General features: G+C 70.2%; 14 protein-coding genes. 8 read left to right on the forward strand and 6 right to left on the reverse strand.

The features are described 5' to 3' along the window. Nucleotides 1–54: 54 nt before the first annotated feature. Both VEA98_RS08130 and VEA98_RS08135 read right to left on the reverse strand, forming a co-directional pair. Nucleotides 55–2,079 (reverse strand): alpha/beta hydrolase family protein, encoded by a 2,025-nt coding sequence (locus VEA98_RS08130; RefSeq protein WP_324812791.1) that lies wholly within the window; start codon nt 2,077–2,079, stop codon nt 55–57. 68 nt (nt 2,080–2,147) lie between these two features. Then, complete coding sequence (locus VEA98_RS08135; RefSeq protein ID WP_324812793.1) at nt 2,148–3,134, reverse strand: D-glycerate dehydrogenase; 987 nt, start codon at nt 3,132–3,134, stop codon at nt 2,148–2,150. Between the two features lie 45 nt (nt 3,135–3,179). Here VEA98_RS08135 and VEA98_RS08140 point away from each other — a divergent pair, with 45 nt between their 5' ends. The 3 genes from VEA98_RS08140 (at nt 3,180) to fabB (ending at nt 5,666) form a co-directional block, all read left to right on the forward strand. Then, the gene (locus VEA98_RS08140; protein WP_324812796.1) at nt 3,180–3,740 is read left to right on the forward strand and encodes an SH3 domain-containing protein; all 561 of its coding nucleotides are present in this window, start codon (nt 3,180–3,182) and stop codon (nt 3,738–3,740) included. A gap of 111 nt (nt 3,741–3,851) precedes the next feature. Further along, nucleotides 3,852–4,382: a 3-hydroxyacyl-[acyl-carrier-protein] dehydratase FabA gene (fabA, locus tag VEA98_RS08145; RefSeq protein WP_324812798.1), complete on the forward strand. Its 531-nt coding sequence runs from the start codon at nt 3,852–3,854 to the stop codon at nt 4,380–4,382. A gap of 54 nt (nt 4,383–4,436) precedes the next feature. Then, nucleotides 4,437–5,666: a beta-ketoacyl-ACP synthase I gene (gene fabB, locus VEA98_RS08150; RefSeq protein ID WP_324812800.1), complete on the forward strand. Its 1,230-nt coding sequence runs from the start codon at nt 4,437–4,439 to the stop codon at nt 5,664–5,666. A gap of 2 nt (nt 5,667–5,668) precedes the next feature. On the opposite strand, the gene VEA98_RS08155 is transcribed toward fabB, so the two are convergent. Then, nucleotides 5,669–6,241, reverse strand: coding sequence for a hypothetical protein (locus VEA98_RS08155; protein ID WP_324812802.1), 573 nt, complete (start codon nt 6,239–6,241; stop codon nt 5,669–5,671). A 131-nt stretch (nt 6,242–6,372) separates the two neighbouring features. Between VEA98_RS08155 and VEA98_RS08160 the strand changes: the two genes are divergently transcribed. Together VEA98_RS08160 and VEA98_RS08165 are read left to right on the forward strand one after the other, a co-directional pair. Continuing rightward, on the forward strand, nt 6,373–7,611 hold the full coding sequence (locus VEA98_RS08160) for a cation:proton antiporter (protein ID WP_324812804.1): 1,239 nt from the start codon (nt 6,373–6,375) through the stop codon (nt 7,609–7,611). Between the two features lie 26 nt (nt 7,612–7,637). Then, entirely contained in the window at nt 7,638–8,435 is a 798-nt protein-coding gene (locus VEA98_RS08165) for an enoyl-ACP reductase (RefSeq protein WP_324812817.1), read from the forward strand. 9 nt (nt 8,436–8,444) lie between these two features. Here VEA98_RS08165 and rph read toward each other — a convergent pair whose 3' ends face one another. Beyond that, nucleotides 8,445–9,170: a ribonuclease PH gene (rph, locus tag VEA98_RS08170; protein WP_324812806.1), complete on the reverse strand. Its 726-nt coding sequence runs from the start codon at nt 9,168–9,170 to the stop codon at nt 8,445–8,447. Between the two features lie 115 nt (nt 9,171–9,285). Between rph and hrcA the strand changes: the two genes are divergently transcribed. Together hrcA and grpE are read left to right on the forward strand one after the other, a co-directional pair. Next, nucleotides 9,286–10,344 (forward strand): heat-inducible transcriptional repressor HrcA, encoded by a 1,059-nt coding sequence (gene hrcA / locus VEA98_RS08175; protein ID WP_324812819.1) that lies wholly within the window; start codon nt 9,286–9,288, stop codon nt 10,342–10,344. A gap of 35 nt (nt 10,345–10,379) precedes the next feature. Beyond that, complete coding sequence (grpE, locus tag VEA98_RS08180) at nt 10,380–10,973, forward strand: nucleotide exchange factor GrpE (RefSeq protein WP_414642161.1); 594 nt, start codon at nt 10,380–10,382, stop codon at nt 10,971–10,973. Nucleotides 10,974–11,123: 150 nt separating this feature from the next. On the opposite strand, the gene VEA98_RS08185 is transcribed toward grpE, so the two are convergent. Together VEA98_RS08185 and VEA98_RS08190 are read right to left on the reverse strand one after the other, a co-directional pair. After that, nucleotides 11,124–12,023, reverse strand: coding sequence for a dienelactone hydrolase family protein (locus tag VEA98_RS08185; protein ID WP_324812810.1), 900 nt, complete (start codon nt 12,021–12,023; stop codon nt 11,124–11,126). Between the two features lie 220 nt (nt 12,024–12,243). Further along, on the reverse strand, nt 12,244–12,606 hold the full coding sequence (locus VEA98_RS08190) for a hypothetical protein (RefSeq protein WP_324812812.1): 363 nt from the start codon (nt 12,604–12,606) through the stop codon (nt 12,244–12,246). A 290-nt stretch (nt 12,607–12,896) separates the two neighbouring features. Between VEA98_RS08190 and VEA98_RS08195 the strand changes: the two genes are divergently transcribed. Then, a partial coding sequence (locus VEA98_RS08195; protein WP_324812815.1) for an Hsp70 family protein occupies nt 12,897–13,904 on the forward strand: 1,008 nt, incomplete at its 3' end.

Raw genomic sequence — 13,904 nt, forward strand, 5'->3', positions numbered from 1 at the left:
CCCTGTCTCGCCCAGGTCTTCCGCGGGCGGGCGGTGGTTCAAACCTCTGCCGGATCAGGCGAAGGCGCCTCGCAACAGGGCGACGTAGCGGGTCATCAACTCCTGCTCCCTGGCGTCCTCCCAGTCCGCGTGCCCGGCGTCCGCCACCTCGATCAGATCGACCGACTTGCCGGCCGAGCGCAGGGCGTCGCGCATGCGGCGCGACTGGATCACCGGCAGGACCGGGTCGTCGACGCCGTGCACCAGCAGCACCGGGCAGGCGATCTCGCCGGCGCGGCGGCGCGGGGAACCCGCTTCCAGCGCCGGACCCATCACCGACTGGTCGCCGATCCGCTTGGTCCAGAATTCGAAGATCGGCTGACCGGGCGTGTCGTCCGTGCGGTCTTCCCAGGTCAGCACGTCGGGCAGGTCGTAGACGCCGCAGATGCCGATCGCGGCCTTGTACAGATCCGGCCGCTTCACCGCCCCCATCAGGGCGGCGTAGGCGCCATAGCTGGTGCCCATGATTGCGACCCGGGACGCATCGAGTCCCCTGGCGGCGATGACGTGGGCGACGGCGTCCTCGACATCCTCCTGCATGCGGTCGCCCCAGCGGGTCCAGCCCTGCCGGGCGAAGTCCTGGCCATAGCCGCCCGAGCCGCGGAAATTCGGCCGCAGCACCCACCAGCCCTGCGCCGCCAGCACCTGCACCTGCCGGTCCCAGCTGGGCGTGTCCCGCACCTCGGGTCCGCCGTGCGGCAGCACCACCAGCGGCCCCGCCGCCCCGCCGGGAGGCGCGGTCAGATAGGCCTCGATGGCCGCGCCGTCGCGGGTCCGGACCTGCACCACCTCGCTGGTGCCCAGCCGCGCCGGGTCGAGGTCGCGGGCCTGGCCGAGGTTGACGATCGCCCGCGCCGCCTTGTCGTAGAAGAACCACGCGCCCGGCTCCGACGGCCCGTTCACATAGGCGATGAAGCGGTTCCGCGCCTGATCGACGTCGGTGAAATGCACGTCGCAGCTATTGTCGAAGAAGCGGGTCAGGGCCCGGTGGTGAACCGCCAGGGCGGGATCGACGAGCTCGTACTCCAGCCGCTCGCCGTAGTAGGCGGCGCCCAGATAATTGCCCGCCGAGTCCGCCAGGCCGTAAAGGACGTCGCGGCCCGGACGGGGGTTCAGCGGCGCGCCCAGTGCGGTCGTGGTGAGGTCCATCTCACGCACGCTCTGCACGTCCTCGCTGTCCAGACGGGCGATGACCAGCACCTTGCCGGGCGTGTCGCCGGCGCCGACCCACGAGAAATCCGGGGCCTCGCGCACGCGGGTCCGGCGCGCCATCCGCCACTCGGTCTCGCCGGGCGCCCGGACCATGATGGTCTCGACCGTGCCGCGGCTGTTCATGTCGTGACGCAGGACGGCGACGCCGTTGACGGTCCGCCAGTGATAGGTGCCCGAGCCGCCGCGTTCGATCCGGTCCGCCGAGCCCGTGTTCACATTGACCCGGTGCAGGGCCATCACCCCGTCGGCCTCCCACGCGGCCATCAGGACGTTGTCCGGATCGCTCGGCAGCAGATCGATGATGCGGCCCATGTCGAAGGTGTTGCGCATGCGGGTGCGCTGGTCGTTGAACAGCAGGACCACGTCGCCCGTCGTGGCGTCGACCGACACCACCCGGCGCATGTAGTATTCGACGCCCTCCGCCTTCCGGTTGGAGCCGGCGATCGAACGGGCTTCCGTCTCGCCCTTCAGGATCACGCTGGCCAGGACGCGGTTGTCATTGGCCCAGGAGATCGCGCTGACCATGACCGGGCCCAGTTCGACCCGGCGACGCTGGCCTTCCGGGTCCGCGGCGTCGATGAAGTCGACGGCGCTGCGCGGGTTCTCGTCCGTGCCGAGGTTCTCCGCCACGGCGATCCGGGCGCCCGACGGCGACAGGGCCGCGCCGCTGCTCATTGTCGGTTTGAAGAATTCGCTCAGCGGATAGGCTGCACCCTGGGCCCGCGCCAGCCCCGGCGTCAGGACGCCGAGTCCCGTCAGCGCCGCCGCTCCGGCCAGCAGGCCGCGCCGCGACACCGCGGCCCGCGCCGCGTCCGAAAGTCTGGTCATGACTCTACGCCCCCACAAACAACCCCGCCCGTACTCAACTCGTCGTTGAGCAGACGGTCAAGCTCGGATCAGAGCATCGCCGGGATCACCCGGTCCGGGGGCCGGTGACCGTTCTGGAAGGTCAGGATGTTGGCGATGACCCGGTCGCCCATGTCCTGCCGCGCCTCCAGCGTCGCGGAGCCGAGATGGGGCAGCAGCACGACGTTGGCGTGGCCCAGCAGGCCCGGATGCACCGCCGGCTCGTGCTCGTAGACGTCCAGCCCGACGCCGGCGATGGCGCGCCGCGCCACCGCGTCGGCCAGCGCCGCCTCGTCGATCAGTTCGCCGCGGGCGGTGTTGACCAGCAGGGCGTGCGGCTGGAGCTTCGCCAGCCTTTCCGCCGACAGCAGGTGGTGGGTCTCGCGGGTCGCCGGGCAGTTCAGCGAGATGATGTCCATCCGCGCCAGCATCTGGTCGAGGTCGTCCCACCAGGTCGCGCCCAGTTCCTCGGCGACCATCTCAGGCACGGGCTTGCGGTTGTGGTAATGGACCTGCATCCCGAAGGCCTTGGCCCGCCGCGCCAGCGCCTGGCCGATCCGCCCCATGCCGACGATGCCCAGCCGCTTGCCCCACAGCTTGCGCCCGGTCATCCAGGTCGGGGTCCAGCCCTCGAAACGTCCCTCCGCCACCACCTGGGCGCCCTCGACGATACGGCGGCTGACGGCGAGAATCAGCCCCATGGTCAGGTCGGCCGTGTCCTCGGTCAGGACGCCGGGCGTATTGGTGACGATCAGCCCCTTGGCCACCGCCGCCTCGACGTCGATGTGATCCACCCCTGCGCCGAAATTGGCGATCATTTTCAGCCGCTCGCCGGCGCCCGCGATCAGGGCGGCGTCGATGGCGTCGGTGATGGTCGGGACCAGCACGTCGGCGCGGTTCGCCGCCGCCTCGAGCATCGCCCGGTCCATCGGCGTGTCGGTCAGGTTCAGTTCGGCGTCGAACAGTTCGCGCATGCGCGTCTCGACCGCGTCCGGCAGGCGTCTGGTTAATACGACCTTAAGCCTGGGGGCGGACATTCGTAGCCTTCGATTTCACGGACGCCCCAAGGTACGGACGCCCCATTGTCTAGCAAAGCCCGTCGCCGCCTCCAAAGACTCGGCGCCACGACCGCGGCCGTCTTCGCGGCCCTGCTCGCGGGCGCGGCCCAGACCATGCCCGACGGCCGCCCCACCCCCAGCGGCCAGCCGGTGCCGCGCTGGCTGTCGCTGAAGTCGTCGGAAGTCCACGCCCGCTACGGTCCCGGCCTCGATTACCGCATCCTGTGGGAATACCGCGTCTCGGGCCTCCCGGTGCAGGTGATCGCCGAGACCACCGAATGGCGCAAGATCTGCGATCCCGAGGGGGCCGTGGCCTGGGTCCACCGCAGCGTCGTCTCCAGCCGGCGCAGCGTCCTGAACGCCTCCGACGAGGAAATTCCGATTCATTCCGGCCGCTCGGCCGCCTCGCCCGTCCGCGCCCGGCTGGCGCCGCATTCCCTGGTCCCGATGGACGAGTGCGAGGACGGCTGGTGCCGCGTCCGGTCCCGTCGCCTGCGCGGCTGGGTGCGCCAGTCGGCCGTGTTCGGGGCCCAGGAACGCCCGCTCTGCAACGCGGCCCGGTCGGCGGGAACCGGCCGGGACTGACCTGCCGGTCCTGACAGCAGTGGTTGAGCCCGCTCGCGCGCTCGTGTAACCCGGCGGCCACACCGGCCATGAGCGGCGACCGCGCCGCCGGCCCCTGAGATGCGAGCGCCCGTGACCCAACCCGATCGTCCGTCTTCGTTCGACTACGAGGCCCTGCTGGCCGCCGGCCGCGGCGAGGTCTTCGGCGAGGGCAACGCCAAGCTGCCGGCCCCGCCGATGCTGATGTTCGACCGCATCACCACGATCAACGGCGACGGCGGTGCCCACGGCAAGGGCTATGTCGAGGCCGAGCTCGATATCCATCCCGACCTGTGGTTCTTCCAGTGCCATTTCATCGGCGATCCGGTGATGCCGGGCTGCCTGGGCCTCGACGCCATGTGGCAGCTGGTCGGCTTCTACCTCGGCTGGATCGGCGGACCGGGCCGCGGCCGCGCCCTCGGCGTCGGCGAGGTCAAATTCACCGGCCAGGTCACCCCGGACATCAAGAAGGTGGTCTACAAGATCGACCTCAAGCGGGTCATCAACCGCCGCCTGGTCATGGGCATCGCCGACGGGGTTCTCGAAGCCGACGGCGTCCCCATCTATACGGCCACGGATATGCGCGTCGGCCTGTTCGGCGCCACCGAACCCGTCGGCGGCTGAGCCGTTTCAAGACCGCGGGGCAACGCGGCGTCAGAGTTCAAGAAGGAAGTCACCATGCGGCGTGTCGTCGTCACCGGACTGGGTATCGTCTCCTCCATCGGCACGGGCCAGGACGAGGTCACCGCCTCCCTGCGCGAGGCGAAATCGGGCGTGCAGCACGCCGCCGACCACGCCGCCCACGGCTTCCGCTCGCAGGTCTGGGCCCCGCCGGCGCTCGGCGTGACGGCCGAGGACTGGGCCCCGCACGTCGACCGGCGCGCCGCCCGCTTCCTCGCCAACGGCACCGCCTGGGGTCACATCGCCTTCGAGGAGGCGCTGAAGGACTCCGGCCTGACTCCGGATGAGATCAAGTCGGACCGCATCGGCGTCATCGTCGGCGAGGGCGGCCCCTCGACCCAGGTCATCCTGCAGGCGGCCCAGACCACCATCGACAAGGGCTCGCCCAAGCGCATCGGGCCGTTCGCCGTGCCCAAGGCCATGGCCTCGGGCCCCTCGGCGGTGCTGGCCACCTGGTTCGAGCTGAAGGGCGTCAACTATTCGATCAGCTCGGCCTGCGCGACCAGCGCCCACTGCATCGGCGCGGCCGCCGAACAGATCGCCTGGGGCAAGCAGGACGTGGTCTTCGCCGGCGGCGTCGAGGACATCGACTGGTCGATGTCCAACATGTTCGACGCCATGGGCGCCATGTCGTCCAACTTCAACGACAATCCCGCCAAGGCCAGCCGCGCCTATGACAAGGACCGCGACGGCTTCGTCATCGCCGGCGGCGCGGGCATCGTGGTGCTCGAGGAATACGAGCGGGCCGTGGCGCGCGGCGCGACCATCTACGCCGAGGTCACCGGCTACGGGGCCAACTCCGACGGCTATGACATGGTCGCCCCCTCGGGCGAGGGCGCCGAACGCTGCATGCGCATCGCCCTGGAAATGGCCGGCAATCCGCGCATCGACTACCTCAACCCGCACGGCACCTCGACGCCGGTCGGGGACTCCAAGGAGATGGGCGCGGTCCGCAACGTCTTCGGCGACGACCTTCCGATGATCTCCTCGACCAAGTCCCTGACCGGCCATTCGCTGGGCGCGGCGGGGGCGCAGGAGGCGATCTACTGCCTGCTAATGATGAAGCACGGCTTCGCCGCCGAGAGCGCCCACATCGAAAACCTCGACCCCGAGTTCGAGGGCATGCCGATCCTGCGCCAGCGCCACGACGGCGAGCTGAAGCACGTGATGTCCAACAGCTTCGGCTTCGGCGGCACCAACGGCACGCTGATCCTCAGCAAGGTCTGAGGTCAGTCGACGTCGGGCTCGCGCAGGCCCGTCCACGGCTCGGACGCCGCCGCCGCGATGCAGGCGGCGAGGGCGTCCTGATCCCGTTGCCAGTCCCGGACCCCATGCACCCTTGCGGCGTCCGGCCAAAGCCATGTGTGCTGAGCGGCCGGATCGGCGGGGACGACGCCACGGCCGAAGCAGGCCACGCGCATTTCGCCCGGTCCCTTGGCCGGCCGCTCGCCGGACGGATGGTCGTCGAAGACCACGACCACCGTCGGCGCTGCGTCAGCCGCCAGTTCGGCGCGGGTCAGATAGTAGCGGATGCAGTAGTCCAGCCGGCCGGCCGGCCGGTCGTCGACACAGGAGCCGAACAGGGCCGCCTCGACCGTGGGCTCATCGAAGGTGAACCGGCCCCATCGTGCGTCGCCCAGAGAGGCCAAGGTCGAACGTCCGTACCCGGCCTGGATCTGGCGGACCTGGTCCAGGGTGACCACCACCACCGCCACCCGGGGGGCGGTTTCGCGCGTCTGGCAAACCGCCGGAGTCGCGAGTCCCGTCAGGGCGAAGGCGAGGAGAAGGGCCGCAATCCGCATCCGAAAGGCTCCGAGGGGCGTTCCAGTGATGGTGACCCGACATTGCGGGCGATGAAAAGCCTCCCGAACCTGACGCCGGAGCCGGCCTGACCCTCGACCCCTACATCCTGTTCCTGTTCGGTCTCGGCGCCGTGATCCTGCTGGTCTCATGGGCGCCGGTCGGGCTGAAGCGGCTGCCGCTGACGCTGGCCATCCTCTGCTTGGCGCTGGGCGTGCTGGTGTTCAGCACCGGCCTGCTGGGCTTCGATCCCGATCCGCGCACCTGGGACACGGTGACCGAGCGGTTGACCGAACTGGTGGTCATCATCGCCCTGATGGGCGCGGGGCTGAAGCTGGACCGGCCGATCGGCTGGCGGCGATGGGCCTCGACCTGGCGGCTGCTGGCGATCGCCATGCCGCTGACCATAGCGGCGACGGCCTGGCTGGGCGTCGCCGGCCTCGGATTCAGCCTGGCCATGGCCCTGCTGTTCGGCGCGGCCATGGCCCCGACCGACCCGGTGCTCGCCGCCGATGTCCAGGTCGGGCCGCCGCGATCGGGCGATGAGGACGAGGTCCGCTTTGGCCTGACCTCGGAGGCGGGTCTCAACGACGGCCTGGCCTTCCCCTTCGTCCATCTGGCCGTGCTCGCCGCGGCCGGCGCTCTGACCTCGACCACGGCGCTGACCGAATGGCTGGCCGTCTCGATCGTCTGGAAGCTGCTGGCGGGCGCGGGCGTGGGGTTCGTCGTCGGGCGGGTCTTCGCCTTCCTGCTGTTCCACAACGCCCGGGCCGGCGGCGCCCGCTTCGGAGACGGTCTCGTGGCGCTGGCCGCGACCCTGATCGCCTATACGGCCGCCGAGCTGGCCCACGGCTACGGCTTTCTCGCCGTCTTCATCTGCGCCCTGACCATACGCGCCGGCGAGCGGGATCACGACTTCCATCAGGAGATGCACGACTTCTCCGACCAGATCGAACGGCTGCTGATGATGCTGCTGCTGGTGCTGTTCGGCGGCGCGCTGGCCAATGGCCTGCTCTCGGCGCTGACCTGGACCGACGCCCTGATCGGCCTGGCGGTGGTCTTCGTGGTTCGCCCGCTCGCCGGCCTGATCGCCCTGCTCGGCGCGCGCCAGCCTATGCGCGAGCGGCTGCTGCTGGCCTTCCTCGGCATCCGCGGCGTCGGCTCGGTCTATTACATCGCCTGGGGCCTCAACCACGGCGACTTCGGCGACAGCGAGCGGCTATGGGCCGTGGTCGGCTTCATCATCCTCGTCTCCATCGTCGTCCACGGCGTGACCGCCGCGCCCCTGCTCGAGCGGCTGGCCCGGCGGCGCGGGAGCTTCCCCGCCGCCTCCGCCCCTGCTAACCCTCCCGGCTCGATAGACGGAGACTGACCATGGCGAGCGAGAGCGGCTGGAACATGCCCACGGGCAACCTCATGAAGGGCAAGAAGGGCCTGATCATGGGGGTCGCGAACAGCAACTCCATCGCCTGGGGCATCGCCTCCCAGCTGGCGGCCCAGGGCGCGGAGCTGGCCTTCACCTACCTCGGCGAGGGGCTGGAGCGCCGCGTGCGGCCGCTGGCCGAGAGCGTCGGCGCGAAACTGCTGATCCAGGCCGACGTCACCGACGACGCCTCGATGGACGCCGCCTTCGCCGAGCTGGAGCGCGAGTTCGGCACCCTCGACTTCGTGGTCCACTCGGTCGCCTTCGCCAACAAGGACGAGCTCAAGGGCTCCTTCGTCGACAACACCAGCCGCGACAGCTTCCTGCTGGCCATGAACATCTCGGCCTTCAGCTTCGTCGACGTGGCCAAGCGCGCCTCGAAGCTGATGCCCAACGGCGGTTCGCTGGTCACCATGACCTACCTCGGCTCCGAGCGGGCCATCCCCAACTACAACACCATGGGCGTGGCCAAGGCGGCTCTGGAGGCGGCGACCCGCTACATCGCCCGCGACCTGGGGCCGAAGGGCATCCGCTGCAACGCCATCTCGGCCGGCGCCATGCGCACCCTGTCGCTGGCCGGCATCTCGGGCGGCCGCGGCATGATCGCCCAGGGCCGCGCCATGTCGGCGATGAAGGAAGACACCTCCATGGAGGGCGTCGCCGGCTGCGCCCTGTGGTTGTGTTCCGACCTCGGCCTGTCGACCACCGGCGAGATCATCCACGTCGACGCCGGCTTCCACATGATGGGCCTGCCGGACGGGGAGGAGGGCTGAGGCCCTCCGTTACCGCCCCAGCGCGGCCCGCTGCATGGCGAACAGTTCGGCGCAGCCGCCCTCGGCCAGCTGGAACAGGCGGTCGAACTCGGCGCGGGTGAAGCCGCGCTTCTCGCCCGTCGCCTGGATCTCGACGATGGTCCCCGAGCCGGTGAGGACGAAGTTGGAATCGGCCTCGGCGGTCGAGTCCTCCTCATAGTCGAGGTCCAGCACCGGCTGGTCGCTGCACACGCCGCACGACACGGCCGCGACCTGGTCGAGGATCGGATCGGCCTTCAGCACCCCTTCGGCGCGCAGGTAGTCGAAGGCGCTGGCCATGGCCACCCAGGCCCCGGTGATCGCCGCCGTGCGGGTGCCGCCGTCGGCCTGGACCACGTCGCAGTCCAGCACCACCTGCCGCTCGCCCAGCGCCTTGAGATCGACCACCGCCCGCAGCGAGCGGCCGATCAGCCGCTGGATCTCCTGCGTCCGGCCGGTCTGCTTGCCCGAGGCGGCCTCGCGCCGGCCGCGGGTGTGGGTGGCGCGGGGCAGCATGCCGTATTCTGCCGTCACCCAGCCCTGCCCCTTGCCGCGCATCCAGCCGGGCACGTTCTCCTCGACCGAGGCGGTGACCAGCACCTTCGTATGCCCGAAGGTCACGAGGCAGGAACCCTCGGCGTAGCGGTTGACGCCGGTCTCCAAAGTCACGGCGCGGAGCTGTTCGGGAAGACGGTCGGAGGGGCGCGGCGAAGACATGAGGCGATTTCCTTGGACGGGACGGCGGGGCTGCTTATCCTGAAACCGTGAGCCTGTCCCCCGCCTCCTCGATGGCAGACATCCGATGAAGTCGCCCCTGCTGACCTCCACCGCGATGGAATCCGGCGGCCTCGTGGCCCTCGACGAGCGCGCCCGCGACATCTTCCGCCGCATCGTCGAGACCTATCTGCAGACCGGGGAGCCTGTGGGTTCGCGGACCCTGTCGCTGACCGGCGTGGCCCTGTCCCCGGCCTCGATCCGCAACACCATGCAGGACCTGACCCTGGCCGGCCTGCTGGGCTCGCCGCACACCTCGGCGGGGCGCATCCCCACGCATGCCGGCCTGCGCCTGTTCGTCGACGGCCTGCTCGAGATCGGCGACGTCAGCCGCGAGGAGCGGCGCGAGATCGACGCCCGCCTGGCCGGCCACGGCCGCAGCTTTGACGAGGCGCTGAACGAGGCCTCCTCCCTGCTCTCGGGTCTGGCCGGCGGGGCCAGCATCGTCGCCAGCCCGGTGCGCGAAGCCGGGGTCAAGCACGTCGAGTTCGTCGCCCTCGGCCACGACCAGGCGCTGGCGGTGCTGGTCGGCGACGACGGCTCGGTCGAGAACCGGCTGATGCCGCTCAAGGCCGGGGTGACGCCCTCGACGCTGCAGGAGGCCTCCAACTTCCTCAACGCCCGACTCAAGGGCCGCCCGCTCCACGAGGCGCGCACCGAGATGCGGACCGAACTGGACGCCGCCCGCCGTGAGCTGGACGCCGCCGCCGCCCGGCTGGTCGAGGACGGACTGGCCGCCTGGTCCGGCGGGGCCGAGCGCGAGCGGTCGCTGATCGTGCGCGGCCGCGCCAACCTGCTGCAGGACCGGGAGACGGTCGAGGACCTCGAACGCGTCCGCGTCCTGTTCGACGATCTGGAGCAGAAGGAACAGCTGATCGGCCTGCTGGACGGCGTCTCCACGGCCCAGGGGGTGCGCATCTTCATCGGCGCCGAAACCAGACTCTTTTCGCTTTCGGGTTCCGCCGTCATCGCGGCGCCCTATATGACGGGCCGCCAGCGGGTGCTGGGCGCCATCGGCGTCATCGGCCCCGCAAGACTGAACTACGCCCGTGTCATCCCGTTGGTGGACTACACCGCCCGGGTGCTGGGCCGGATTCTGGACGGACAAGAGACTTGAGCGACATTCACGACGACACCCCGACCTCCGAGGAACTGGCCGCCGACATCGGCGAGACGGAGGGTTTCGAGGGCGAGCCCGACGATGGGCTTGGCCCGATCGACGCCCTGATCGCCGAGCGCGACCAGTGGAAGGACCGCGCCCTGCGCGCCGTCGCCGAGGCCGAGAACACCAGGAAGCGCGCCGAGGCCCAGAACAACGACGCCCGCGCCTACGCCATCCAGAAATTCGCCCGCGACCTGCTGGGCGTGGCCGACAATCTGGAGCGGGCCCTGCAGGCTGCGCCCCAGAACGCCGACGCTGGCGAGGCGGGCCTCGTCACCGGCCTTGAGCTGACCCAGAAGTCGCTGCTGCAGGCCTTCGAGGCCAACAACCTGCGGCGCGTCGCCCCCGAGCCAGGCGAGACCTTCGATCCGCACCTGCATCAGGCGATGATGGAGCAGCCGTCGGACACGGTTCAGGGCGGTCAGGTGATCCAGACCCTGCAGGCCGGCTACGCCCTGTTCGGCCGCACCGTGCGCCCGGCCATGGTGGTGGTCGCCGCCAAGGGCTCCGGCGCCGCGGCCGGCACTGCGGCCTATGCGAAGGCCGAGGCCTCGGACGGCGGCAATTTCGACGGCACGGCCTGACCGTCCCCTCCCCGTTCGCCTTCGCGAATGGGGAGGGGGACCGCGAAGCGGTGGAGGGGTTCGACCGCGCCCCGGTCTTCCGACCCCTCCGTCACGGCGCGAAGGCGCGCCGCGCCACCTCCCCATCGCTGCGCGACAGGGAGGAGACAGTCAGCGCAGCCGCCGCTCGAACAGGGCCAGCAGCTTCGCCCAGCCGTCGGCGGCCGCCCCGGCGCGATAGCTGTCGCGATAGTCGGCGTGGAAGCCGTGCGGCGCCTCCGGATAGACCTCGATCCCGCTCTCGGTCTGGCCGGCGCGCTGCAGGGCGCTGCGCATGGCCTCGACGCTGGCCAGCGGTATGCCCCGGTCCGCCCCGCCGTAGAGGCCCAGCACCGGCGCCTTGAGGTCGTCGGCCAGATCGACCGGCCATGGCGCCCCGGCCGCCATCTGTTCCGGCGTGGCGTCGGCGGGCGGGGCCAGACGGCCGTACCAGGCCACCCCGGCGTCGATCGCCGCGAAGCGCGCCGCCGCCTGCCACACGACCTTGCCGCCCCAGCACCAGCCGGTGATCCCGACCTTCTCCGCATTGGCCCACAGCTGCTGGCTGGCCCAGTCGAGGGTGGCGGCGATGTCGCCCATGACCTGTTCGTAGCCGGCTGCGGCGACGATCTCCTGCACCCGCGCCATCTCGGCCCCGGCCGGATCGGCGACGCGGACGAAGAAGGCCGGCGCGATGGCGGCGTAGCCCGCCCCGGCCAGCCGCCGGCAGACGTCGCGGATGTATTCGTGGACGCCGAAGATCTCGGACACGACGACCACCAGCGGGAACGGCCCGTCGCCCGCTGGCCGCGCCACATAGGCGGGCAGGTCGAAGCCGTCCGGCGCCGGATAGGAGACCGTCTCGAGGATCAGGCCCTCGGAACCGGTCGCGATCGGCGCGGCCTGGGCCGCCAGGGCCGCGGGCGCGTAGCCGGCGAAGAACAGGCCGCCGAGTCCGCCGGCGGCGAGTGCGCGGCGGCTGAAGCGGAAATCGTCGGGCTCGGGCCCTTCTGGACGGACGAGGTCAGGCATCGGCGACTCCATCGCGGCAAAGCGGGACAGTGGCGCGTGCGACGGCGAGGGTCGAGTCACGGGGGAGTGATGGGAGGGCCAGGGGCCAGGGGCCAAGGGCCAAAGGCTAGGGGCTAGGGGCCAGGGGCTAGGGGCCAGGGGCTAGGGTCTAGGCCGACCCCGGGACGTCCTGGCCGCTTAGCCCCTAGACCCTAGACCCTAGTCCCTAGTCCCTCATTCCTCATCGCGTCAGATAGTAGTCCGCGATCCGGCAGACGTTGATGTTCTCGCGCACCAGGACCTGGCCGTCGGCCAGTTCGGCCCGCAGGTCGTAGAGGCAGCCGCCCTGGCCGTCGTCGATGGTCACCGGCGCGCTCGCGCCGGTGGCCACGGCCGCGCCGCCCAGCAGATCGGCCCCGAACGCTCCGGTGCGCACGTCGGCGGCCTGAAGCTTCTGCAGGATCGCCCCGGTCTGGTTGTGGACCCGGACGCGGCGGTTCTGGCCGTCGCGGGACTGGCCTTCGGGCCCCGGGAGGCCGGCGAACCCCGCGGCGCCGAGCGAGGCGGCGATCACGGCGGCGGTGAACAGTCTGCGGGCGAGCATGGCCCCTCCTCCTGACCTGCCGATGCGGCACGTCGTTAACGCCAGTATATGCCGTTGCGCGCTTCGTGACACACCTGACGGAGACTGACGCTGAATCGCGATCAGGCCTTGCGGGCGGGGGCCAGTTTCCCATATCGGCGACAACCGCCGGAAAACCCCGCAGACCGTGGGGCTTTGCGCCGGAACCGTACAATTTGACCCAAGACCCTGACACCGGGGGCGGTCACGCGCGGCGCTTCGCTCTAAAAGGCCGCCGCACCGCCCGCTGAAATGGAGTGAAAGACCAACCAATGGCCAAGATCATCGGCATCGACCTGGGCACCACCAACTCGTGCGTGGCCGTCATGGACGGCAAGAACCCCAAGGTCATCGAGAACGCGGAAGGCAACCGCACGACCCCGTCGGTCGTCGCCATCCAGGACAATGGCGAGGTGCTGGTCGGCCAGCCCGCCAAGCGTCAGGCCGTGACCAACCCGACCAACACCTTCTTCGCCATCAAGCGCCTGATCGGCCGCAACTTCACCGATCCCGTGGTGGCCAAGGACAAGGGCATGGTGCCCTATGAGATCACCAAGGGTCCGAACGGCGACGCCTGGGTGAAGGCCCACGGCAAGGACTATTCGCCCCAGCAGGTCTCGGCCTACACCCTCGGCAAGATGAAGGAGGCCGCGGAGGCCTACCTCGGCGAGACCGTCACCCAGGCCGTCATCACCGTCCCCGCCTATTTCAACGACGCCCAGCGTCAGGCCACCAAGGACGCCGGCAAGATCGCCGGCCTGGAAGTCCTGCGCATCATCAACGAGCCGACCGCGGCGGCGCTGGCCTACGGCCTCGACAAGGGTGAAGGCCAGAAGATCGCGGTCTATGACCTCGGCGGCGGCACCTTCGACGTCTCGATCCTCGAGATCGGCGACGGCGTGTTCGAGGTGAAGTCGACCAATGGCGACACCTTCCTCGGCGGCGAGGATTTCGACGCCAAGATCGTCGACTATCTGGCGGACGAGTTCAAGAAGCAGGAAGGCATCGATCTCACCAAGGATCGCCTCGCCCTCCAGCGCCTGAAGGAAGCCGCGGAGAAGGCGAAGATTGAACTCAGCTCGGCCGCCACGACCGAGGTCAACCTGCCCTTCATCACGGCCGATGCGACGGGGCCCAAGCACCTCGTCAAGGCGATCAGCCGCGCGGATCTTGAGCGCCTCGTCGATGGCCTCATCCAGCGCACGATCGAGCCGATGAAGAAGGCGCTCGCCGATGCCGGCCTCAAGGCCGATGCGATCGACGAGGTCGTGCTGGTCGGC

It is taken from the genome of Brevundimonas sp. (assembly GCF_035627055.1).
In the GTDB taxonomy this organism is placed as follows: Bacteria; Pseudomonadota; Alphaproteobacteria; order Caulobacterales; family Caulobacteraceae; genus Brevundimonas.